21 protein-coding genes are annotated in these 20,773 nt (G+C 64.9%); 20 read left to right on the top strand and 1 reads right to left on the bottom strand.

The annotated features are described in order from the left end of the window. The first annotated feature begins 46 nt into the window (after positions 1–46). From ACYQOP_RS24180 to ACYQOP_RS24125, 12 genes are all read left to right on the top strand, one after another. The gene (locus tag ACYQOP_RS24180) at positions 47–1,087 is read left to right on the top strand and encodes a vWA domain-containing protein (RefSeq protein ID WP_461224611.1); all 1,041 of its coding nucleotides are present in this window, start codon (positions 47–49) and stop codon (positions 1,085–1,087) included. 194 nt (positions 1,088–1,281) lie between these two features. Next, positions 1,282–1,836, top strand: a complete 555-nt coding sequence (locus ACYQOP_RS24175) for an MxaK protein (protein WP_461225456.1) — start codon at positions 1,282–1,284, stop codon at positions 1,834–1,836. After that, positions 1,833–2,822 carry a vWA domain-containing protein gene (locus ACYQOP_RS24170; protein WP_461224609.1) on the top strand — a complete coding sequence of 330 codons (990 nt, stop codon included), beginning with the start codon at positions 1,833–1,835 and terminating at the stop codon, positions 2,820–2,822. The genes ACYQOP_RS24175 and ACYQOP_RS24170 overlap by 4 nt, the downstream gene beginning before the upstream one ends. A gap of 3 nt (positions 2,823–2,825) precedes the next feature. After that, positions 2,826–3,374, top strand: coding sequence for an SRPBCC family protein (locus ACYQOP_RS24165; protein WP_461224607.1), 549 nt, complete (start codon positions 2,826–2,828; stop codon positions 3,372–3,374). After that, positions 3,371–4,324 carry a YncE family protein gene (locus ACYQOP_RS24160; RefSeq protein WP_461224605.1) on the top strand — a complete coding sequence of 318 codons (954 nt, stop codon included), beginning with the start codon at positions 3,371–3,373 and terminating at the stop codon, positions 4,322–4,324. Before ACYQOP_RS24165 ends, ACYQOP_RS24160 begins: the two co-directional genes overlap by 4 nt. Then, a complete protein-coding gene (locus ACYQOP_RS24155; protein WP_461224603.1) occupies positions 4,321–4,869 on the top strand; it encodes a hypothetical protein in 549 nt (182 codons plus the stop codon). Before ACYQOP_RS24160 ends, ACYQOP_RS24155 begins: the two co-directional genes overlap by 4 nt. Continuing rightward, positions 4,866–5,501, top strand: a complete 636-nt coding sequence (locus ACYQOP_RS24150) for a response regulator transcription factor (RefSeq protein WP_207410580.1) — start codon at positions 4,866–4,868, stop codon at positions 5,499–5,501. Before ACYQOP_RS24155 ends, ACYQOP_RS24150 begins: the two co-directional genes overlap by 4 nt. 159 nt (positions 5,502–5,660) lie before the next feature. Then, positions 5,661–6,983: an SLC13 family permease gene (locus tag ACYQOP_RS24145; protein WP_461224601.1), complete on the top strand. Its 1,323-nt coding sequence runs from the start codon at positions 5,661–5,663 to the stop codon at positions 6,981–6,983. 156 nt (positions 6,984–7,139) lie between these two features. Next, positions 7,140–7,541: a succinate dehydrogenase, cytochrome b556 subunit gene (sdhC, locus tag ACYQOP_RS24140; RefSeq protein WP_461224599.1), complete on the top strand. Its 402-nt coding sequence runs from the start codon at positions 7,140–7,142 to the stop codon at positions 7,539–7,541. A gap of 11 nt (positions 7,542–7,552) precedes the next feature. Then, positions 7,553–7,966 (top strand): succinate dehydrogenase, hydrophobic membrane anchor protein, encoded by a 414-nt coding sequence (gene sdhD / locus ACYQOP_RS24135; RefSeq protein ID WP_056430368.1) that lies wholly within the window; start codon positions 7,553–7,555, stop codon positions 7,964–7,966. Positions 7,967–7,994: 28 nt separating this feature from the next. After that, on the top strand, positions 7,995–9,815 hold the full coding sequence (sdhA, locus tag ACYQOP_RS24130; RefSeq protein WP_056430371.1) for a succinate dehydrogenase flavoprotein subunit: 1,821 nt from the start codon (positions 7,995–7,997) through the stop codon (positions 9,813–9,815). A 62-nt stretch (positions 9,816–9,877) separates the two neighbouring features. After that, positions 9,878–10,681, top strand: a complete 804-nt coding sequence (locus tag ACYQOP_RS24125; protein ID WP_056430374.1) for a succinate dehydrogenase iron-sulfur subunit — start codon at positions 9,878–9,880, stop codon at positions 10,679–10,681. A gap of 73 nt (positions 10,682–10,754) precedes the next feature. On the opposite strand, the gene ACYQOP_RS24120 is transcribed toward ACYQOP_RS24125, so the two are convergent. Beyond that, a complete protein-coding gene (locus tag ACYQOP_RS24120; RefSeq protein ID WP_056430377.1) occupies positions 10,755–10,937 on the bottom strand; it encodes a hypothetical protein in 183 nt (60 codons plus the stop codon). Positions 10,938–11,153: 216 nt separating this feature from the next. On the opposite strand from ACYQOP_RS24120, the gene ACYQOP_RS24115 reads away from it, so the two are divergent. From ACYQOP_RS24115 to ACYQOP_RS24080, 8 genes are all read left to right on the top strand, one after another. Next, positions 11,154–12,404 (top strand): glycosyltransferase, encoded by a 1,251-nt coding sequence (locus ACYQOP_RS24115; protein WP_461224596.1) that lies wholly within the window; start codon positions 11,154–11,156, stop codon positions 12,402–12,404. Positions 12,405–12,715: 311 nt separating this feature from the next. After that, the gene (locus ACYQOP_RS24110; protein ID WP_461224594.1) at positions 12,716–13,075 is read left to right on the top strand and encodes a phasin; all 360 of its coding nucleotides are present in this window, start codon (positions 12,716–12,718) and stop codon (positions 13,073–13,075) included. Between the two features lie 153 nt (positions 13,076–13,228). Continuing rightward, positions 13,229–13,999, top strand: coding sequence for a hypothetical protein (locus ACYQOP_RS24105; protein WP_461224592.1), 771 nt, complete (start codon positions 13,229–13,231; stop codon positions 13,997–13,999). A 73-nt stretch (positions 14,000–14,072) separates the two neighbouring features. Further along, positions 14,073–15,524 (top strand): DegQ family serine endoprotease, encoded by a 1,452-nt coding sequence (locus tag ACYQOP_RS24100; RefSeq protein WP_207410569.1) that lies wholly within the window; start codon positions 14,073–14,075, stop codon positions 15,522–15,524. A gap of 258 nt (positions 15,525–15,782) precedes the next feature. Beyond that, positions 15,783–17,099: a replication-associated recombination protein A gene (locus ACYQOP_RS24095; RefSeq protein ID WP_461225454.1), complete on the top strand. Its 1,317-nt coding sequence runs from the start codon at positions 15,783–15,785 to the stop codon at positions 17,097–17,099. A gap of 50 nt (positions 17,100–17,149) precedes the next feature. Further along, positions 17,150–18,652: a carboxypeptidase M32 gene (locus ACYQOP_RS24090; RefSeq protein WP_461224590.1), complete on the top strand. Its 1,503-nt coding sequence runs from the start codon at positions 17,150–17,152 to the stop codon at positions 18,650–18,652. Between the two features lie 153 nt (positions 18,653–18,805). After that, positions 18,806–19,363, top strand: a complete 558-nt coding sequence (locus tag ACYQOP_RS24085; RefSeq protein ID WP_461224588.1) for a tellurite resistance TerB family protein — start codon at positions 18,806–18,808, stop codon at positions 19,361–19,363. A gap of 77 nt (positions 19,364–19,440) precedes the next feature. Then, positions 19,441–20,688, top strand: coding sequence for an Hsp70 family protein (locus ACYQOP_RS24080; RefSeq protein WP_461224586.1), 1,248 nt, complete (start codon positions 19,441–19,443; stop codon positions 20,686–20,688). Positions 20,689–20,773 lie beyond the last annotated feature (85 nt).

Below are 20,773 nucleotides of genomic sequence, written 5' to 3'. Positions count from 1 at the left end.
ACCCGTCCGATGGCGGTCGAAGCATGGGTCTGATGGCGGTGGTGTCATGCGCCTGATGGCGGATTTTCCGTGGGTCTTGTGGCTGCTGCCTTTGGCGCTGCTGCCGCTCGCCGCGTCGAGCCAGCGGGTCACCCCGCTGTCGAGCATCGCGGCCAGCCCCGTCGACGGCCTGTCGCGCCTCATTGGCTGGAGCCTGCGCGCGGCCGGAATCCTCGCCATCGGCAGCCTCGTCGTCGCCCTGTCCGGCCCCTATCGCCAGGGCGAGACCATCACCCGGACCGGCATCGGGGCCCAGGTCTCGATCCTGGTCGATCGCTCGGGAAGCATGAACGAGACCTTCGCTGGATTGCAGCCCTCCGGTGCCGAGGAATCGAAGGCGGCGGCCTCGCGCCGGCTGCTCGGCGAGTTCGTCGGCAGCCGCGCCCATGACCAGTTCGCCGTCTCGGCCTTCTCCACGGCCCCCATGCTGGTGGTGCCGATGACCGACCGGCACGAGGCGGTCCGCGCGGCCATCGCCGCCATCGACCGGCCGGGTCTCGACTACACCAACGTGGCGCGCGGCCTCGGCATGGCACTCTCACAGTTCGGCGCCAGTACCGCCAACGTCTCGCGCGCCCTGCTCATCGTCTCCGACGGCGCTGCGGTGATCGATCCCCGTGTACAGGGGACGTTGCGCGCCGAATTCTCGCGTATTCGTCCGAACCTCTACTGGCTTTTCCTGCGGACGAAGGGCTCGCCCTCCATCTCCGACCGGCCATCGGGCGAGGACACCCCTCAGGCCGCGCCCGAACGTCATCTCGATCTGTTCTTCAAAAGCCTCGGCATCCCCTACCGCGCCTTCGAGGCCGAGGGCGCCGAGGCGGTGGCCGATGCCATCGGCCAGATCGAGCGCCTTGAGCGCGACCCGATCCCCTATATCGAGCAGCGGCCGCGCCGCGACCTCGCGGGATGGGCCTATGGAATCAGCCTGTTAGGCTTGATTCTGCTCGTCGCGGCCAAGCTCGCCGAGGCGGATCTCAGCTTGCGCCGGCCGGTGGTTTCCGCCTCCGCCGCGCCGGCTCCCCAGCCGCAGAGGCTCGCCGCATGAAGGCGCTTGTGAAACCAATATCGCCGCAGCGCGCCAACCCTCCCCCCTCTGCGGGGGAGGGTGGTCGCGGAGCGACCGGGAGAGGGGGCGACCTCTCCGGACAACGCGCTCCCCTCTCCCGACCCTCGCTGACGCGAGGGCCACCCTCTCCCGCAGAGGGGGGAGGGGGAGCCGGTGCCGGACTGGGCGACGCCCTGCGCCGCGCCCGCCCGCACCTCCTCCTCGCCCTGCCGATCCTCCTGCTTCTCGTGGCCCTCGGCTTCGGCGCGGCGGCCTGGCGGGCAGCGCGCGACAATGCTGCGATCGCGGCTCTGGTGGCTGGCAGGGACGTTCCCGTTTCCCTCGACGCCCCGGGACAGCTCCTGCTGGCGCGAGTGCAGCATCTCGCCCGCCGCGGCGTGACCGAGGAGATCGAGCCGCTGATCGAATCCCTCGACCGCCGGGGGGAGACCGACCTCTCCGCGCGCGCCCGTTATGCGCTCGGCAATGCCCGCCTGCGCCAGGCCTTCGGCCATCTGGAACGGAGCAACCTCGATCCGGCCGGACCGCTCATCACCTTGGCCCGTCAGGATTATCGGCGCGCGCTCCAGGGCCGGCCGGACCTGTGGGACGCCAAGTTCAACCTCGACGTGGCCTCGCGCCTGCTCCGCGACTTTCCCGAATTCGATCGCAAGACCGGCGACGAGCTGAAGGCCGAACCGAAGAAGATCTGGACCGAGATCCCCGGCCAGCCGCGGGGCGAGCCATGAGAGCGCCCGGCCTCGTCCGGCGAAACCTGCGCGACCGGCGGTTCCAACTCCTGGCCGCCGCACTGGCGCTCGTGGGGCTGACCTTTGTGGCTCGCCCCCTGCCGCTGACCCGCAACGGCGTCGAGATTCTGGCGGTCCTCGACATCACCGGCAGCATGAACGTCCGCGATTACGTCGGGGCGGACGGCAAACCGCAGAGCCGTCTGGAGACGGCGAAGGCGGCCTTACGCGAACTCGTCACCTCGCTGCCCTGCGGGTCGCGGGTGGCACTGGGTCTGTTCACCGAGCGCCGGCCGTTCCTGCTGTTCACCCCCATCGAAGTCTGCGCCGATTTCGCACCCTTGGACGGTGCGCTGGGCGCCCTGGATTGGCGCATGGCCTGGGAAGGCGACAGCCGCATCTCGGCCGGGCTGTTCCGCTCGGTGGAAATGGCGGCCAGTCTCGGCACCGACCTCGTCTTCATCACCGATGGCCACGAAGCGCCGCCCCTGCCCAGCACCGGCGGCCCCACCTTCGACGGCAAGCCGGGCGCCGTGCGCGGCCTCATCGTCGGAGCGGGCGCCTACGCCCTGTCGCCGATCCCGCGCTACAACGATCGCGGCCGCGAGACCGGATTCTATGGCTCGGGCGACGTCCAGCAGGAGAACCGGTTCGGCCCGCCCCCCGCCGATGCCGAGAGCCGCGAGGGCTACAACCCGCGCAACGCCCCCTTCGGCGCTGCGGCGGCCTCCGGCACCGAGCATCTCTCCTCGGTGCGGGAGCCCTACCTCAAGACCCTCGCTCAGGCGACGGGCCTGACCTACGCCCATCTCGACGGCCCTGCCGGGGTCGGCCCCGCGCTGGTCCGCGCGGCGACCCCGCGCCCGCTCCCGGGCAGCCTCGACCTGCGCCCCGTCTTCGGCGGGATCGCCCTCGCGCTGATCCTCGCCGTCTTCGCCGCCCCTCTGTTCGGGGCCGGCCGTTTTGTCCTGGTAAAAAAGGTCTGATCGATGCGTTTTGCCCTGCCGTCCGCGTTCCTCGCTCCCCTGGCAGCCACCGCCTTCCTCGCAACCACGGCTCTCGCGCACGGCCCGACGCCGCAGAAGGTGGATCAGTCCATCGCCATCGCGACAAAGCCCGATGCCGTCTGGGCCGTGGTCGGCGATTTCGCCGGCATCTCGAACTGGCATCCGGACGTAGCGAAAAGCGTCGGCACCGGCGGCAACGCCTCGGGTCGTCGCACGCTGACCCTGAAGAACGGCGGCACCCTCGATGAAGGCCTCGACGAGTGGGACGCGGCCAAGCGCAGCTATTCCTACCGCCTCGGCGATGCCGACCTGAAGGCGCTGCCGGTCTCGTCCTACTCGGCGACGATCACCGTCTCGCCGGATGGCGAGGGCTCGAAGGTCGAGTGGCTCGGCCGCTTCTATCGCGGCGACACCGGCAACGAGCCGCCGGAGGAGCTCAGCGATGCCGCCGGCAAGGATGCGATGAACCTCTATTTCAGCAACGGGCTCAAGGGTCTGAAAGCGCGCCTGGAGGGCAAGACGGCGCGATGAATCCTTTGCGCCCGATGCTCCTTGCCGGTCTCGTTCTGACGCTCTCCAACCCTCGGGTGGAGGCCGGGCCCGTCTATGTGGCGAGCCAGGGAGCCGGGACGCTGAGCCGCATCGAGGCCGGGGCCACCACGGTCGCGGCCACCATCGCGGTGGGGCAGGGGATCGCGCAGGTGGCGGCCGGACCGAACGGCCGCCTCTACCTGAGTCAACCGGACCACGCGGGGATCGACGTGGTCGACGGGCGAACCCGTGTGGTCCTGCGGCGCCTGCCGTTTCCCGGACAGGCCTTCGGCATCGCCGCCTCGGCGGATGGCGAGAGCCTCTTCGTCGGCGACTGGGCCGGGGGACGGGTGGTCCGGCTCTCCGCATCGACCGGCGCCGTCGAGGGCGACTGCCCCGTGGGCAAGGACCCGGCCGGCCTCGTCCTCGACCGCAAGGGCCGGCTCTACGTGGCCGACCGCGAGAGCCGGCAGGTGAGTGTGATCGATACCGCGCGCATGGAGCGGGTGGCGACGGTGCCGGTCGGCGAGGGACCGTTCGCCCTCGGGCTGAGCCCCGGCGAAGACAGGCTCTACGTGGGCAATGTGCGCAGCGGCGACCTCAGCGTCGTCGACACGGGCGGCTTGACGGTGACGACCACCGTGAAGATCGGCGGGATGCCCTACGGCGTCGCGACCAGCGAGGATGGCAGCCTCGTCCTCGTCACCAACCAGCAGGCGGGCACCGTAGCGGTGCTCGACTCGGTCAGCCTCGGACTCAAGGCGACGATCCCGGTTGGGCGCTACCCCGAAGGGATCGCCGTCGATGGGGCCTTCGCCTATGTGGCGAACTGGTTCTCGGATTCGGTCTCGGTCATCGATCTGAAATCGTTGAAGGAAACCGCCCGCATCCCCGTGGCGGAGGGGCCCCGCAGCCTCGCCGTCGGCGCGAACCCGGAGGCGGTGCGATGAAACGGGTCACACGCGCGATCCTGTGCCTCCCCCTCGCCCTCACGGCCTGCGACAAGGGTGACGAGGCCGGCGGCGAGGCCGCGAGCACCGAGGATCAGGCCCTCGTCGCCACGAAATCCGACGCCGACGTTCCGACCTGGCTCTCGCATACGGACCCGACCGAGCCGGCCCGGTGGCTCGCGAGCCGCGAGATCGGGAGGCCCGCCGCGGAGGTGGGCTCGCAGACCGAGCATCTACGCCACAGCCTCGCTCGCGCCAAGGAGGTCTTCATCGAGGACCCGCGCATGATGGCCAACCGTATCGTCCAGCTCGGCGAGATGCTGGCCGAGGCGGGAAAGCCCGAACCCTATGCCGATCTTCTCGACGGGCTGGAGGAGGTCGCCGCCGCCACCCACCGCAAGCAGCTCTTCGGCGAGATGTGCCAGCACTATTACAACACCCGCCAGCAGGGAGCCGACCGGGCGACGACGCTGGCGAGGCTGAAGGAGCGTTACTCGCTCCAGGGTGAGGGACGAGCCCCCCGTGAACGGGAGAACCGGCAATGACGGCCGTCCTCGTCGTGGACGATCATCCCGTGGTCCTGCGCGGCTTCCGGCGCCTCATGGAGGATGCGGGCGTCGAGACGATCCATGAGGCCACGGACATCATGTCCGCGTATCGGATCTTCCACCGCCTGCGCCCGCAGATGGTAGTCGCCGACCTGAGTTTGCAGGGCGAGGGATTGTCCGGCCTCTCGCTGATCCGGCGCATCCATAATCTCGCGCGTGACACACGGATCCTCGCCTTCAGCATGCACAACGACCCGATCATCGTCTCGCGCGCCCTGGAGAGCGGCGCCATCGGCTACGTCTTCAAGGATGTTCGGACAGCGGAATTCCTCAAGGCCTTCGAAGCGGTACGCGCCGGGCGTAGCTACCTCGATCACGACCTCGCGGTAGAGATCGCGGTGTTGCAGGCCGGAGCCCGCCGCTCGCCCCTGGCGGATCTGAGCAGTCGCGAGCGCGAAATCCTTTCGCTCCTCAGCCGCGGCACCTCGTATCAAAGCATCGCCGACGCGCTATCTATCAAGTACCGAACGGTTCTCAACACCTGCTCCGCCATGCGTCAGAAGCTCGGTGTCAGCACGCTGGCAGACCTCATTCGTATCGCGGTAGATCAGGAAAATCGATTGCGCTGAACATTGGTCTGAGACCCATGCAGCGTGACGATCCTTCGCCTATGGCGAAGGATCGGTCAGCGATATCCGAATTGCGAACCACTCCAATTCGAGAGCACTGTCCCCTCCGACGATACCGGGCAACCGCTTTTCACAGCCCGAGCGGAGCGTTCCCGGCAGATGCAGGCGGCGACCACCCTGACAGGCGATTGGACGATGGTCGTCACCGCGCTGTTGCTCGCCGTCTGCATGGGTCTGTGGGCAAGTGGCATCGTGGCCGAAGTGGTAACGGCGATGATGTTCTTCGCCGCAGCCATGCTTTTCAAGCTCGCTCCCGCAGCGACGGTCTTTTCTGGCTTCTCATCATCCGCTTTCTGGCTCGTTCTGAGCGGGATGGTAGTCGGTCTCGCGATCACCCGGACAGGCCTTGGCACTCGCTTGGCGCGAAGCCTCGCGGGCCGGCTGACCGGATCCTATACCGGCTTTGTAGCGGTCATCGTCACCCTGTCGTTTGCCCTTGCCTTCGTAATGCCCTCCAATCTCGGGCGCATCGCCCTGTTGATCCCGGTGGTTCTGGCCCTTTGTGATGCATTCGGCCTGGAGCCTGGCCGCCCCGGGCGAAACGGCGCGGTCCTCGCCGTAGCCCTGGCGACACCATTGCTCTCAGCGGCGATCCTCCCCGCCAACGTCCCCAACCTGGTCATGGCTGGCACGGCGGAGACCCAATACGGCCTGCATGTCGGCTACCTGCCCTATCTGCTGCTCCACGCGCCGATCCTCGCCGGTGTGAAGGGGATCCTTCTGGTGGCTGTCATCGTGCGCCTTTTTCCAGACCGGATGAGCCCAGCCACCATCGGTATCGGCGAGACAGGACCGGCTTTTTCCGCGCCGGAAGTGCGATTGACGATTATCCTGGCACTGACGCTGGGTTTCTGGGTGACGGACAGCCTGCACCATATCGCCCCGGCCTGGATCGGGCTGATCGCAGCAGTGATCTGCCTCCTGCCGCGCGTCGGCGTCCTTCCGGCGGAAGCCTTTGGCGCGGTGAACCTGAGAACCTGCTTCTACGTGGCCGCTCTCCTCGGGCTGGTCGCCGTGATCAATGAGACGGGTCTCGGCGCCCGGCTAGGCCATGTCCTACTTGCCGTAGCTCCGTTGAAACACGGAGCATCGGCGCAGAATTTCGGCGTGCTGACGATCATTGCGGCGCTCTTTGCCATCGTCGTCACAGCCAACGGCGCTCCCGCCCTCTACACAGCCTTGGCCGGTGAGATGTCCCGCGCGAGCGGTCTGGACCTCGCGAGCGTGGTGATGATCCAGGTCGTCGGATACTCGACCCTGTTCCTTCCCTACCAGGCTCCGCCCATCGTGATGGCAATGGATCTCGGCCGGGTACCGCTCCGATCGGCGACCATTCTGACACTCGTAGTCGGTCTGTCGTCACTGCTCATTGTAACGCCGCTCGACTACCTCTGGTGGCGTATCCTCGTCCAGATTCCATGAGGACGAGCCGAATGACGATCATGTGAGTGTGTCACACCGCAATGCACATCTAACCGGCTTGCGCATTGGCGCATGGCCCTTACCCCTTTAGAGACGGTCCAATCTGAGCAGCATACCTGCTGACATTGGCCCCAAAGCGCCGAGGACTTTCGCAGAATGGCCCCCACCGTCAGACCCACGGTCGCGCAGCCGCTCTCGCCCCATCTCCAGATCTACCGCTGGACCTGGACCATGGCGATGTCGGTGTTCCATCGCGTCACCGGTACCGCTCTCTACGGCGGAACCGCCCTGGTAGCGATTTGGCTTGTCGCACTTGCCTCCGGCTCGGCTGCGTACGGCTGGGTCGCTTGGTTCTTCGGCTCCATCATCGGGAAGCTGGTCCTCTTTGCCTACACCTGGATCCTGATGCACCACATGCTCGGTGGCCTGCGCCATTTCATCTGGGATTTTGGCTACGGCTTCGACCGTGAGCAGCGGTTGGGTCTGGCTCGCGCGACCCTCATCGGCTCCGTGATCCTGACCGTCCTGATCTGGGCGCTCGCCCTCGTCCTGCGCTGAGGAGCGACTCCATGGTAGACAACCGTCAGAACACGAACGTGACCATGCGTACCCCGCGTGCGCGGGTGAAGGGTCTCGGCGCCTCCGGCCACGGCGCAGGGCATTTTTGGCAGCAGCGACTGACCGCCGCCACCAACGCGCCTTTGATGCTCGGCTTTGTCGTCATCGTCGCAATGATGGCCAATCGGCCTTACCCCGAGGCGGTCGCGCTGATGTCGCACCCGCTCGTTGCACTCGTTCTCATCCTCGCCGTGATCTCGGTCACGCTCCACATGAGGATCGGCATGCAGGTCATCATCGAGGATTACGTCCACGACAAGGGACTGAAATTCCTGAGCCTGTTCGCCAACAACGCCTATGCGGTCGTCGTCGCCGTTGCCTGCCTCTACGCGATCCTCCGCGTGAGCCTCGGCAAGCTCGTCTGACCCGCCCACGAACCCGAAGGATCTGCGCATGGCCACCAACGGAACCAGCGGCAACGGCGCGCCCGCCTATTCCATCATCGACCACACCTTCGACGTGGTGATCGTCGGCGCCGGCGGGGCCGGTCTTCGCGCCACGGTGGGCTGCTCTCAGGCTGGTCTCCGCACGGCCTGCATCTCGAAGGTTTTCCCGACCCGCTCGCATACCGTGGCGGCGCAGGGGGGAATCTCTGCCTCCCTTGGTAATATGGGCGCGGACGATTGGCGCTGGCACATGTACGACACCGTGAAGGGGTCGGACTGGCTCGGCGATCAGGATGCCATCGAGTACCTGGTGCGTAATGCGCCCGCCGCCGTCTATGAACTGGAGCATTGGGGCGTCCCCTTCTCCCGCACCGAGGAAGGCAAAATCTATCAGCGCCCCTTCGGCGGCATGACCACCGATTACGGCAAAGGCACCGCACAGCGCACCTGCGCGGCGGCCGACCGCACCGGCCACGCCATGCTCCATACGCTTTATGGACAGGCGGTGAAGAACCACACCAACTTCTTCATCGAGTACTTTGCCCTCGACCTCATCATGGACGAGGAGGGCCGTTGCCTCGGCGTCATCGCCATCGATCAGGCCTCGGGTGAAATCCACCGTTTCCGTGCCCAGATGACCATCCTGGCCACCGGCGGCTACGGACGCTCTTATTTCTCGGCAACCTCGGCCCATACCTGTACGGGTGACGGCAACGCGATGGTGCTACGCGCCGGCCTTCCATTGCAGGACATGGAATTCGTCCAGTTCCATCCTACCGGTATCTATGGCGCCGGCTGCCTCATCACCGAGGGTGCCCGCGGTGAGGGCGGCTACCTGACCAATTCCGAGGGCGAGCGCTTCATGGAGCGCTATGCTCCAAGCGCGAAGGACCTCGCCTCGCGCGACGTGGTCTCACGCTCGATGACCATGGAGATCCGGGCCGGGCGCGGCGTCGGTAAGTCAAACGACCACATATATCTCCATCTCGACCATCTCGACCCGGCGATTCTGCACCAGCGCCTGCCGGGCATCTCAGAATCCGCCAAAATCTTCGCAGGCGTCGACGTCACCAAGGAGCCGATCCCGGTCCTGCCGACCGTACATTACAACATGGGCGGCATCCCGACGAACTATCACGGCGAGGTACTGACCCTGAAGAACGGCAACCCCGACACGGTGGTGCCGGGCCTGATGGCGTTGGGTGAAGCTGCCTGCGTCTCCGTGCACGGCGCCAACCGTCTCGGCTCGAACTCCCTCATCGACTTGGTGGTGTTCGGCCGCGCAGCCGGCCTACGCTGCGCCGAGATCGTCGAGCCGGGCCGTCGCCAGATGGATCTGCCTAAGGATTCGGCCGACAAGGCGCTCGGCCGCCTCGACCGCTTCCGTTATGCTGATGGCGGCACGCCGACAGCGGAACTGCGCGCCGAGATGCAGAAGACCATGCAGAACAATTGCGCGGTCTTCCGCACCGGCGAGGTTCTGGAAGAAGGCAAGGCTCTGATCCATAAGGTCTGGCAAGGCGAAGCCGACATCAAGATCACCGATCGCTCGCTGATCTGGAACACCGACCTGCTCGAGACGCTCGAGTTCGATAATCTGATCGGTCAGGCCGTCGTCACCATGGAATCGGCTGCCAACCGCAAGGAAAGCCGCGGCGCCCATGCTCGCGAGGACTATCCCGATCGTGACGACAAGGAATGGATGAAGCACACGCTGTCTTGGCTAGACGACAAATCTCAGCAGGTGAACATCGATTACCGTCCGGTCCACACCTACACCATGTCTAACGAGATCCAATACATCGAGCCGAAGGCTCGCGTTTACTAGGAAAGCGGCTGCGGTCGCTCCCGACGATGGTACTCACGAGACGGATTTAGGCACGCCGAACCATGGCCCAATTCAACCTACCCAAGAACTCCCGGATTACCGAGGGCAAGACTTGGCCTCGGCCGACCGGGGGCAACAACCTTCAGGAATTCCGGATCTACCGCTGGAATCCGGATGACGGCGCCAACCCGCGCGTCGACGTCTATCAAGTCGACCGCGACGATTGCGGGCCGATGGTTCTCGACGCCCTCCTGTGGATCAAGGCCAAGGTCGATTCGACGTTGGTGTTCCGCCGCTCCTGCCGTGAGGGTATCTGCGGCTCCTGCGCTATGAATATCGAGGGTCAGAACGCGCTCGCCTGCACCATGGGCATCGACGAATGCCAGGAGCATGCGAAGGGTAAGAAGACCGGCGCAGTGCGGATCTACCCGCTCCCGCACATGCCGGTCCTCAAGGATCTGGTACCCGACCTGACCAACTTTTTTGCTCAGCATGCCTCGGTCGAGCCCTGGCTCCAAACCGAGACACCGGCCCCCGAAGGTGAGTGGAAGCAGACCCCGGAGGACCGTGCCCAACTCGATGGTCTCTACGAGTGTATCCTGTGCGCTTGCTGCACCACGTCCTGCCCAAGTTACTGGTGGAACGGCGACCGCTTCCTGGGTCCTGCTGCGCTTCTACAGGCCTATCGCTGGCTCATCGACAGCCGTGACGAGAACACCGGCGAGCGTCTCGACGCTCTTCACGACCCGTTCCGGCTTTATCGCTGCCATACGATCATGAATTGTGCCAATGCCTGCCCGAAAAGCCTCAATCCCGCAAAGGCCATCGCTGAGATCAAAAAGATGATGGTGTCGCGCGAAATCTGATACCTGAGCCCACGACACCGAACCGCTACCAAAGCCGAGATGCCCAACATCTCGGCTTTGGTTATTCGTAGCCCTATTTCGTGATTTTTACCGAGACCGGATCGCTTGAAGGAAAGGTCTCCTCCAACGCTTCATCGAGTCGTTCGCTCATCTCATCCTGGTTATTACCGGGATTCGTCTTGTCACCGCCGCGCGCCGGGTCAACGCGAGGTTTCTCGTCGGCATCGGACGTGGCTTTTGGCTTCGGGTCGGACATCAGCGTCTCCTGGTGCTTGCCCGGTCATCACCGGGGTTGCGCATTCACCTCGACCAACGCGGATGGGACGACGCCCGATCCCTTTCATCGCTGGCGGTACGGCGGCTCGTCTCTGCGACGGTGGCGTTTACCGGACATGAGTCGATCGTCGCTACCCTGGCCATACCGGCCGGAGCTTCATGGAATCCTCGAGCTGGCCGAGGGATCGGGCGCGCCATGCATATCGTGATCCTCGCCGAGTTCGCCGTAGCGAGTGGCGGTGCTGAGAAAGTGGCGGTCGAATCTGCGCACGGCCTCGCTAAGGCGGGGATCGACATTACCTACATCCAAGCCATCGACGGCGCGGTGGATCCGTTACTCGATCATCCGAACATCCGGCACATTACCCTCGGTAACGCAGACATCTGGAGTCGCCCCCCTATGGAGGCGGCCTTGTCTGGCCTTTGGAATTGGCAATCCGCCACACGCCTGCGCTCCATACTAGGCAGCCTCCCAAGGCCAGCAGACGTTATCCACCTGCATCAATGGACCCGGAGCCTTTCACCCAGCGTGTTCCCTGTCTTATTCGACAGCGGCGTCCCCGTGGCGGTGACGTTGCACGATTACTTTCTTTCCTGCCCCAACGGCGTCTATTACCGGTTCGATCAGGATCGCCCATGTGGACTGAGGCCACTCTCAAAGTCCTGTGTCGTAGCGCCTTGCGATCCGAGGAGCCGCTTTCACAAGGCCATCCGGGTAGGGCGAAGCGTCGTTCAAAGCCGTGCCTTGCGACGGCGCCATCTCGATCTGGTCCATGTCTGCGATGCCAGCCTCCGCCGCGCTGACGATCTGCAAGGCTCGTTCTCCGTGACGCATCATCGGGTCGACAATCCCGTCCGGGTGGAAAGGGGAGTACGGGCCAACCCGGCTGGGGCGGCAGCCATTGCCTATGTAGGTCGCCTGACGCGCGAGAAAGGCGCGGACCTCGTCGCCGAGGCAGCACGCGATGCCGGCATGCCGGCCCTCTTCATCGGAACTGGACCATTAGAGGCGGAACTGAGCGTGCAGCCGCATGTGGAAATGCTGGGATGGCGCTCTCCCGACGAGGTATGGACCATCCTTGCTCAACGTGCGCGTGCCGTGGCCGCGCCGTCCCGGTGGTACGAGACGGGACCTCTCACCGTCTACGAGGCTTTGGCGACCGGGCTTCCTGTCATCGCGTCAGACCGCTCCGGTGCCGCCGAGAAAGTCGTCAACGGCGTTACCGGTTATGTAGTCGCACCGGAGCGGACAACGCTCGCGGCGGCTTTCCGAAATCTCGACGCGATGACAGCGGAGACGCTCGGGCGTTCCGCTCACGCTAGATATTGGAACGCGCCGATGTCGATCGACGCCCATGCCGATGCACTTGTCCGCCTCTATCGAAGGATCACCCGAAACGTATCGCCTGCAACGCCCGATGTCTTAGAAACACCAAGTCATCGATAGCTGCAGAAAACCTGTGCGTCAGCTCCCACGTGAGACCCATCGAAAAGGATCATCCTCGAGCCCAACATGCTCAACACAGCCGCCAATGAATCGTTACTGCGGACGTCATATTTCACAATTCCTAACTTGCTGGCCTACATTGCATGCTCAGATCCTTCGGCATCCCGCTAATTTGAATCCAACACCGGGATGGCACTGCTACTGGTGGGCTCCCGCTAAACGCCCCATCTTGACTTCCATATTGCACCGCAACATATCGATAGTGCGGCGCGTCATCCCGTGTCGCCACCGCTCATTCAGAGAGGAACGACATGAACGCGCCAACCTACGAGATTCCTGCCGAGCTTCGCGACTTCGCAGAGAAGAGCGTCAGTCAGGCCCGGACTGCCGTGAGCAGTCTGCTCGGCACGGTGGTCAAATCCGCCGAACAGCTTCAGACATCGTCCAACACGGTGCATGAGACGATCCAGTCCGTGATCGCCAAGGGCCTTGACCAAGTCCAGGCGAATGCAAGCTCGACGTTCGACTTCGCTCAAAAGCTGGTGCGTACCCGCGACGTGAAGGAAGCGTTCGAGTTGCAGAGCGCGTTCCTGCACAGCCAGATTGCCACGATTCAGACCCAGGCCAAGGATCTCGGCGCCCTGGCGCAGAAAGCGACCAAAGGCGCCTGAATTTGCCTCGATGCGCGGACTGGCCGATTGCCGGTTCGCGCGCAAACCGGAGAAGCGGTATGATGTCGGCGCAGTAAATGCGGTCCAACTAGAGTTCCGGCATGAACCGCGGAGGGCGCCGACCGGTACCTGGCGATGCATGTCCGACGATGGATGAAGGGGACGCGAATCATGGCAATACGCCGACCAGCACGCTCCGTAGAGCGCCCCAAAAGCAAAGCCAATCGATCGACCCAGCCTGCCAATGCGGACGCCGCTCCGACGACAGCCGAAGCGCCGGATATCGTAACGAAGTCGCTCGAGGTGGCTCCGACCTATCAATCGTCGAGTATCGATTCTGCCTTGGTCGGGGCATCTCTGCCTGACGGCTCTACCCCGGTCATCGCGCCCCTGTTGGAGACCGTGTCTTCAGATGCTTTGACGGCCGGACAGTCTGTGACGGAGCTCCATTCCGGCATAGCAGAGACGCTCGCGGAGGATGGGGCATCCGAAGTCCACGCGCCTGCCGCCGTAAACGTATCCAACGCCGCGCAAGATGATGCGCCAGGACATGCCGGCGATGGCGAGGCGCGAACGGAGCACGAGGCGGAACTCGCATCTCTCCTGCCTGCCGAGATTGAGAGTGCGATCGCCTCGGCGAAAGATCTTGCCGCTCAGTCGCCAACCATTGAGGCCCCCTCGGCATTGAAGGAAATAACCGCCGCCAACGATACGCTGGCGACCTATGTCCGCAACGAGAGCATTGCCACTCTTGCGCATTGGCGTGCCTTATCGGCGGCAAAGAACCCCGCTGATGCTCTCCGTCTCCAAGTGAATGAAATGCAACGTGCAGCCGACGCCTCTCTCAGCTGCATTGCGAGTCTTGCCCGCCGCGCGGGCCGCATCGCCGACACGCTTCGACGCCCCGGACACCCCTCGCGCTGACGCCCCGGCGCGTCTAGATATCTCGGATTCCGCAGCGGCTCCGCTGTCTGCGCCTACCATCCGGGAGATCGCGATGATTCATCGGCCGCTGCTCGCCTGCCTCGTCACGGCGTCCATCGTCGTCTCGCCAAACGCTCAAGCGCAGATGATGAAGACGCCGGAAACGCACGTTCCGGCCAAGATCGTTCCCGGCTCGAAGGGCGAAGTCCATCTTTCTTTCGCGCCGGTGGTGAAGCGAGCCGCTCCCTCGGTGGTCAATGTCTACGCGTCGCATGTGGAGCAACGGGGCACGTCGCGAAGCGCCATGGACGAGTTCATGCGCCGGTTCTTCGGCGAGCAAGGCTCTGGTCGTGGCCCGGGCCTGCCGGGCGAGCGGGCACAGAAATCCTTGGGGTCCGGCGTCATCGTGGATGAATCTGGGCTCGTCATCACCAACAACCACGTCATCGATAACATGAATGAGGTTCGTGTCTCGCTCTCCGACCGAAGGGAGTTCGAGGCGAGTATCGTCTTGCGCGATCCCCGCACTGACCTTGCCGTCATCAAGATCAAGAGCCCTGTTGGCGGACTCGTGCCGATGCCGATGGGAGATTCCGAGGCGCTGGAGGTCGGCGACTTCGTGATGGCGATCGGTAACCCGTTCGGCGTCGGCCAGACAGTGACGCAGGGCATCGTCTCGGCCGTGGCGCGTACCCAGGTCGGGTCTTCGGACTACCAATTCTTCATTCAGACCGATGCGGCGATCAACCCGGGCAATTCCGGCGGCGCTCTCGTTGACCTGCAAGGGCAGCTCGTCGGCATCAATACGGCGATCTACTCACAATCCGGTGGAAGCCACGGCATCGGCTTTGCCATCCCCACAAGCATGGTTCGCGCCGTGGTCGAGACAGCCAAGGGTGGTGCCACGACGGTACGCCGCCCGTGGCTTGGCGCGCGCGTGCAGAACGTGACACCGGACATCGCCGAGAGCATGGGCCTCGACCATCCGACCGGAGTCTTGGTGGCGAGCCTGCAGCCGAAAAGCCCGGCCGAAGAGGCCGGCCTGAAGCGCGGTGACCTGATCCTCACGGTGGACGACAAAGTCGTCGATGATCCGGAAGCCTTTGGTTACCGCTTTGCCCTGAAGGGAATCAGCGGAAGTGCCAAGTTCGGCATCCTGCGCGGCACCTCCCGCTCCACGATTTCGGTCAAACTCGCCTCGGCTCCGGAGACACGACCACGCGAGGCGGTGAAGCTGCGCACTCGCTCGCCCATGTTCGGCGCCACCCTGGTCAACACTTCGCCGGCCGTCGCGGAAGAATTGCAGAAGGATTTCGCCACCGAGGGAGTGGCGGTCTCGTCCGTAGAGGAAGGGTCCATCGCTGCTCGCAACGGACTCCAGGTCGGAGACGTGGTCGTGGCGATCAACGGAGCCCCAGTGACCGCCACGAAAGATCTCGAGCGCCTGATCCGGACCAATCCCGGCATTTGGGAGATTACGATTAATCGCGGCGGCACAGTGTTGACCTCGGTGTTCGGAGGCTAGAGGCCTCATTCAGTCCACGCAGCCGGTATCCTCCGGCACCGGGCTCCGGAGGCGTGCCCTGGCGAATTAAACGTTGGTCATAGGCGGCCAGGATCGCGTGTGATTCGCTGGATCCCCATATGAGGAAGACGTGCCAGGCGCCGAGCCGATCTTTGCTCGGCATCCTAACTGCAAGGCAGGGCGGCAAGTCCACCGAAACGCGGGGACGAGGTCATTTGCAGATTGCGGGATGGCGCAGCCCGCGTCTTCTATGCGTCGATGTCCGATCTCTTCGCCTCCGCCGGTCTGCAGAACGATGCGCCTCGCCCGCTTGCGGACCGTTTTCGTCCGCGCTCCCTCGCCGAGGTGGTGGGACAAGAGCACCTCACCGGACCGGACGGATCGCTGACCCGGCTCCTGAACGGCAAATCCTTCGGCTCACTGGTATTCTGGGGGCCGCCGGGTACCGGCAAGACCACGGTGGCCCGCCTTCTGGCCCACAAGACTGACCTCAAGTTCGAACAGATCTCGGCGATCTTTTCCGGCATCGCCGATCTGAAAAAGGTCTTCGAGGCGGCGCGCCAGCGCAGGGCGATGGGTCAGGGGACGTTGCTCTTCGTGGATGAGATCCACCGCTTCAATCGGGCTCAGCTCGACGCTTTCCTTCCCGTGATGGAAGACGGAACCGTAACGCTCGTTGGCGCCACTACCGAAAACCCTTCCTTCGAGCTCAACGCCGCGCTTCTCTCGCGCGCCCGCGTCCTGCTGTTCCGCTCGCTCGACGACGTCGCCATTGCCAAGCTACTGGTCCGGGCAGAGGAACTGACGGGGCGTTCGCTGCCTTTGGACGAAGACGCGCGCGGCGTCCTCGTCCGCATGGCCGACGGTGACGGACGGGCCTGCCTCACCCTGGCGGAAGAGGTCTGGCGCTCTGCCAAGCGAGACGAGATCTTCGACGCTGTCACCTTGCAGGAGATCGTCCAGCGCCGGGCGCCGATCTACGACAAGAGCCAGGAGGGACACTACAACCTCATCAGCGCACTGCATAAGACTGTGCGTGGTTCCGACCCCGATGCGGCGCTCTATTATCTCTGCCGCATGCTCGACGGAGGGGAGGACAGGCTTTTCATCGCAAGGCGCCTCGTGCGCATGGCCGTGGAGGATATCGGCCTCGCCGACCCCCAGGCCCTCGTCGTCGCCACTGCCGCTAAGGACGCATTCGATTTCCTTGGCTCGCCGGAAGGGGAATTGGCGCTCGCCCAGATCACCGTCTACCTCGCCTGCGCGCCGAAATCGAACGCGGTCTACAATGCCTACAAGGCGGCGACGCGGGTGGCTAAGGAGCACGGCTCACTGCCGCCGCCCCGGACCATCCTCAACGGCTCCACCAAGCTGATGCGCAAGATCGGCTATGGCGAGGGCTACCGCTACGACCATGATGAGCCGGATGCGTTCTCGGGCCAGGATTATTGGCCCGAGGCGCTCGGTCGCCAGTATTTCTATGAGCCCACCGACCGTGGCATGGAGACCCGCTACGGCGACCGCCTCGCCCATTGGGAGGCCTTGCGAAAGCAACGTCGTGATGAGGAACGCTGACCGCGACGTCCAGTGTTAGGGCGGCGCTCTGTCAAGCAGGAAGGCCAACCATGACCACGAATGCCTATCAGAGCCTCGCCAGCCGCTTCGCTCGCATCGGGGCCATCGACGATGCGGCCGGCATCCTGGGCTGGGACGCCCAGACATTCATGCCGGACGGCGCCGCAGAGGGTCGGGCAGAACAGCTTGCGCAGTTGCGGGTCATCGCCCACGAGATTCTCACCGCCGCCGAGACCGGCGACCTGATTGCGGAGGCCTCAGACGACGAGACCGGCCTCGGGACGTGGGAGCGCGCTAATCTGCGCGAGATGCGACGAGCCTATCATCATGCGTCCGCCGTGCCGGGCGATCTCGTCGCCGCGAGCTCCAAAGCTTCGTCCCACTCCGAAATGGTATGGCGGGAAGCGCGGGCAGGATCCGATTTCGCGATGCTGGCACCTCATCTGGCCGAGACCCTGCGGCTGCAGCGGGAGGTTGGGGAGGCAAAGGGCGCGGCCCTGGGGCTTGCTCCCTACGATGCCCTCCTCGACGGTTACGATCCCGGCATGCGCCAGGCGGCGATTGATCCGCTCTTCGCCGAGCTTCGCGCGATCCTGCCGGGATTGATTGAAGTGATCCGCGATCGTCAGGCTTCGCTACCGGCACCGATCCCGCTTCCCGGGCCGTTTCCGGTGGAGGCGCAGAAGGCCCTGGGATTGACGCTGATGCGCGCCGCCGGGTTCGACTTTCAACGCGGACGGCTGGATATCAGCCTGCATCCATTCTGCGGCGGCGCCACCAACGATGTGCGCATCACCACGCGCTACGACGAGACCGATGCCACCCGCGCCCTGATGGGCGTGCTGCACGAGACCGGCCACGCGCTCTACGAGCAGGGTCGGCCGGCCACATGGCTCCACCAGCCCGTGGGGAACGCCCGGGGGATGAGCCTGCATGAAAGCCAGTCGCTGCTGATCGAGATGCAGGCCTGCCGCTCAGCCGAGTTCTGCGCTTACCTGGCACCTCGGCTGCGCGAGGCGTTCGGCGGGCAGGGAAGCGCCTGGGATGCCGACAACTTGCACCGCCTCTACACACGAGTTGAGCCGGGCCTGATCCGAGTCGATGCCGACGAAGTGACCTATCCGGCTCACATCCTCCTCCGCTACGATCTCGAAACCGCGATGATCGCCGGTGATCTCGCAATCACCGATCTGCCGGGCGCATTCAATGAAGGCATGCGCTCGCTACTTGGTCTCGCGGTACCGAGCGACCGGCTCGGCTGCCTGCAGGACATCCACTGGCCCGGGGGCAGTTTCGGATATTTCCCGACTTATACCCTAGGCGCCATGGCGGCGGCGCAGTTCTTCCGCGCTGCTTGTGAGGACCTGCCCGGAATCCCAGCCGATCTGGCCGAGGGCGATTTTACCGCCATGCGCGGCTGGCTCGGAGAGAACGTGCACGGACGCGGCAGTTTCCTGGAGACGGACGAGTTGCTCGTTGCCACCACCGGCAAGCCCCTGGGCGCAGAAGATTACATGCGCCACCTGCGCCACCGCTATCTCGGGGAAGGCTGAACGCTCGCATCGGTTGGTTGCGAATCGGTTGCTGCGTGGCGATCCTTCGCGGGGTCGGACGTCCCCCGGGGTTTGCCGCTGCCGCCATGGCGCTATGCTCACAGCCGAAACAATCGTCCGAGCCGGATCGGATCCGGGGAAAGGTTCGCTTGAATGGTCGTCATCGTCGCAGCGATCGGGATCGTGGGTGCCGTCCTGTTCTGGATCATCCGCGCACATGGCACCGCGACGGCGCTGAGGGAGGTCAATCGTGACACGAAGGGCCTTCAGCGTCGGGCGAAATCGACCCTGGAGGACATCATCGGCACACCGCTGAAGCGAGTGCGGGACGTCAGGCTCGCGGCGGTGATCCTGATGATCCAATTGGTGCGCACGGGTAGCCCCGTCACCGCCGCCGAGAAGACCAAGATCCTGGAATTCATGGATTCTCCGCTCCAGATCGATACGATCTCGGCCACGTTCGAGCGAGCGTGGACCTACACCCAGGCACGACGACCGTTCTCCCTCGTGGCAGACGAAATGCTGCCCCTGCTGCGGGACAACCTGACCGCGGCCGAGCGTCTGCATTTCATCGACATGCTTTCACAGGTCGCCAACGCCCATTCCGCCGCCAGCGAGTTGCAGCGAGAGGCGATCGTGCGGCTCAAGCGGCGGCTCACGGGTGGGAGCCCTGCGCTGAAGGCGAGCCGGGCCGGCGATTTCAAGCGCTGAGACCGGTGGACCGGGACGGGCCCAGCCTGTAGGTCGACGGCCCCCCATTCCAGCGGACCAGCGTCCGGAGATCCTACATGGCGGCCTGTGGCCTCGATTTCGGCACGTCCAACACCACGCTCGGCCTTGTCACCGAGGGACGGCCCGCCCTGCTGCGACTGGAGGGCGACCACGTGACAATTCCCAGCGCGATCTTTTTCCCGCCGGGTGGGACGCCCCTCGTCGGCCGCGCGGCCATGGCGGAGTACGTCGAGGGCACGCCGGGCCGGCTGATGCGCAGCCTGAAGTCAGTGCTCGGATCCTCGCTACTCGAGGAGACGACGCCAGTCGGGCGTGAGCGAATCCGCTTCCGCGACGTCATCGCCCGCTACCTCTCCGCTGTGAAGACGCGCGCCGAGGCGCAGGCGGGAACGGGCATCGATACCGTGGTCCACGGCCGCCCGGTCCACTTCGTCGATGGCGACCCGGAGGGCGACGCCCGCGCGGAGGATGCCCTGCGCGAGATCGCCCAGAGCATCGGCTTCCGCTACGTCTCGTTCCAATACGAGCCCATCGCGGCGGCGCTCGATTACGAGCAGCAGGTGACGGGGGAGGAGATCGCGCTCATCGCTGATATCGGCGGCGGCACCTCGGATTTCTCCATCGTCCGGCTCTCACCGGAGCGCCATACCAAGGTCGACCGGTCCGGCGACATCCTCGCAAATGACGGCGTACGCATCGGCGGTACCGATTTCGACCGGCGGCTCAGCCTCGGCACGGTAATGCCGCTCTTCGGCCTCGGCAGCCCGATGAACCGAGGCGACCTCGACGTGCCGAGCGGGTATTTTCACGACCTCGCCACCTGGTCGAGCATCAACCGGCTCTACAATGCCAAGACCCTCCGCGAGATCGAGGAGGTCCGCCGCGACGCGCGCCGGCCGGACCTGATCGCTCGGCTCTACACCGTGGTGGAAGCCGAACGCGGGCATTCCCTGGCGATGGAAGTCGAGGGCGCCAAGATCGCTGCCTCGGATGCCGGCCAGGGCGGCGTCGCGCTCGGCTGGGTCGAGCCGGGTCTCGCCGCCAACCTCGACCATGCCGGCCTCGTGGCGCAGACGGAAGAGCTCTCTCGGCGAATCGCCGAGAGGATCGGGCGCTGCCTGAATCAGGCGGGCTTGCCGGCCGAGGGCATCGACGCCCTGTTCCTGACCGGCGGGTCCACGGGCCTGCCGCATGTCCGTGCCGCATTGGTGGCGGGCGTCCCGAATGCCAGAGTTGTGGACGGTGATACGTTCGGCTCCGTCGGGACCGGGCTGACCATTGAGGCGGGCCGCCGCGCCGCCTGAACTGCGGTTCATGCAACGTCGCGTTCTCGAAGCGCCCCATCCTCGAAGCGCTTTGCCCAGAGGGGCGAGGGTGTTACGAGCACGC

Source organism: Methylobacterium sp. CM6247 (assembly GCF_054817925.1).
Note: the sequence above shows the minus strand (reverse complement) of the source record. Positions and strands in the feature narration are given on the sequence as shown.

Bases quoted from the DNA above. Each gene is read 5' to 3' on its own strand.
- ACYQOP_RS24180 (WP_461224611.1), top strand. From the start codon at position 47: ATGCGCCTGATGGCGGATTTTCCGTGGGTCTTGTGGCTGCTGCCTTTG.
- ACYQOP_RS24170 (WP_461224609.1), top strand. From the start codon at position 1,833: ATGAGAGCGCCCGGCCTCGTCCGGCGAAACCTGCGCGACCGGCGGTTC.
- ACYQOP_RS24165 (WP_461224607.1), top strand. From the start codon at position 2,826: ATGCGTTTTGCCCTGCCGTCCGCGTTCCTCGCTCCCCTGGCAGCCACC.
- ACYQOP_RS24160 (WP_461224605.1), top strand. From the start codon at position 3,371: ATGAATCCTTTGCGCCCGATGCTCCTTGCCGGTCTCGTTCTGACGCTC.
- ACYQOP_RS24155 (WP_461224603.1), top strand. From the start codon at position 4,321: ATGAAACGGGTCACACGCGCGATCCTGTGCCTCCCCCTCGCCCTCACG.
- ACYQOP_RS24150 (WP_207410580.1), top strand. From the start codon at position 4,866: ATGACGGCCGTCCTCGTCGTGGACGATCATCCCGTGGTCCTGCGCGGC.
- ACYQOP_RS24145 (WP_461224601.1), top strand. From the start codon at position 5,661: ATGCAGGCGGCGACCACCCTGACAGGCGATTGGACGATGGTCGTCACC.
- sdhC (WP_461224599.1), top strand. From the start codon at position 7,140: ATGGCCCCCACCGTCAGACCCACGGTCGCGCAGCCGCTCTCGCCCCAT.
- sdhD (WP_056430368.1), top strand. From the start codon at position 7,553: ATGGTAGACAACCGTCAGAACACGAACGTGACCATGCGTACCCCGCGT.
- sdhA (WP_056430371.1), top strand. From the start codon at position 7,995: ATGGCCACCAACGGAACCAGCGGCAACGGCGCGCCCGCCTATTCCATC.
- ACYQOP_RS24125 (WP_056430374.1), top strand. From the start codon at position 9,878: ATGGCCCAATTCAACCTACCCAAGAACTCCCGGATTACCGAGGGCAAG.
- ACYQOP_RS24120 (WP_056430377.1), bottom strand. From the start codon at position 10,937: ATGTCCGACCCGAAGCCAAAAGCCACGTCCGATGCCGACGAGAAACCT.
- ACYQOP_RS24115 (WP_461224596.1), top strand. From the start codon at position 11,154: ATGCATATCGTGATCCTCGCCGAGTTCGCCGTAGCGAGTGGCGGTGCT.
- ACYQOP_RS24110 (WP_461224594.1), top strand. From the start codon at position 12,716: ATGAACGCGCCAACCTACGAGATTCCTGCCGAGCTTCGCGACTTCGCA.
- ACYQOP_RS24105 (WP_461224592.1), top strand. From the start codon at position 13,229: ATGAAGGGGACGCGAATCATGGCAATACGCCGACCAGCACGCTCCGTA.
- ACYQOP_RS24100 (WP_207410569.1), top strand. From the start codon at position 14,073: ATGATTCATCGGCCGCTGCTCGCCTGCCTCGTCACGGCGTCCATCGTC.
- ACYQOP_RS24095 (WP_461225454.1), top strand. From the start codon at position 15,783: ATGTCCGATCTCTTCGCCTCCGCCGGTCTGCAGAACGATGCGCCTCGC.
- ACYQOP_RS24090 (WP_461224590.1), top strand. From the start codon at position 17,150: ATGACCACGAATGCCTATCAGAGCCTCGCCAGCCGCTTCGCTCGCATC.
- ACYQOP_RS24085 (WP_461224588.1), top strand. From the start codon at position 18,806: ATGGTCGTCATCGTCGCAGCGATCGGGATCGTGGGTGCCGTCCTGTTC.
- ACYQOP_RS24080 (WP_461224586.1), top strand. From the start codon at position 19,441: ATGGCGGCCTGTGGCCTCGATTTCGGCACGTCCAACACCACGCTCGGC.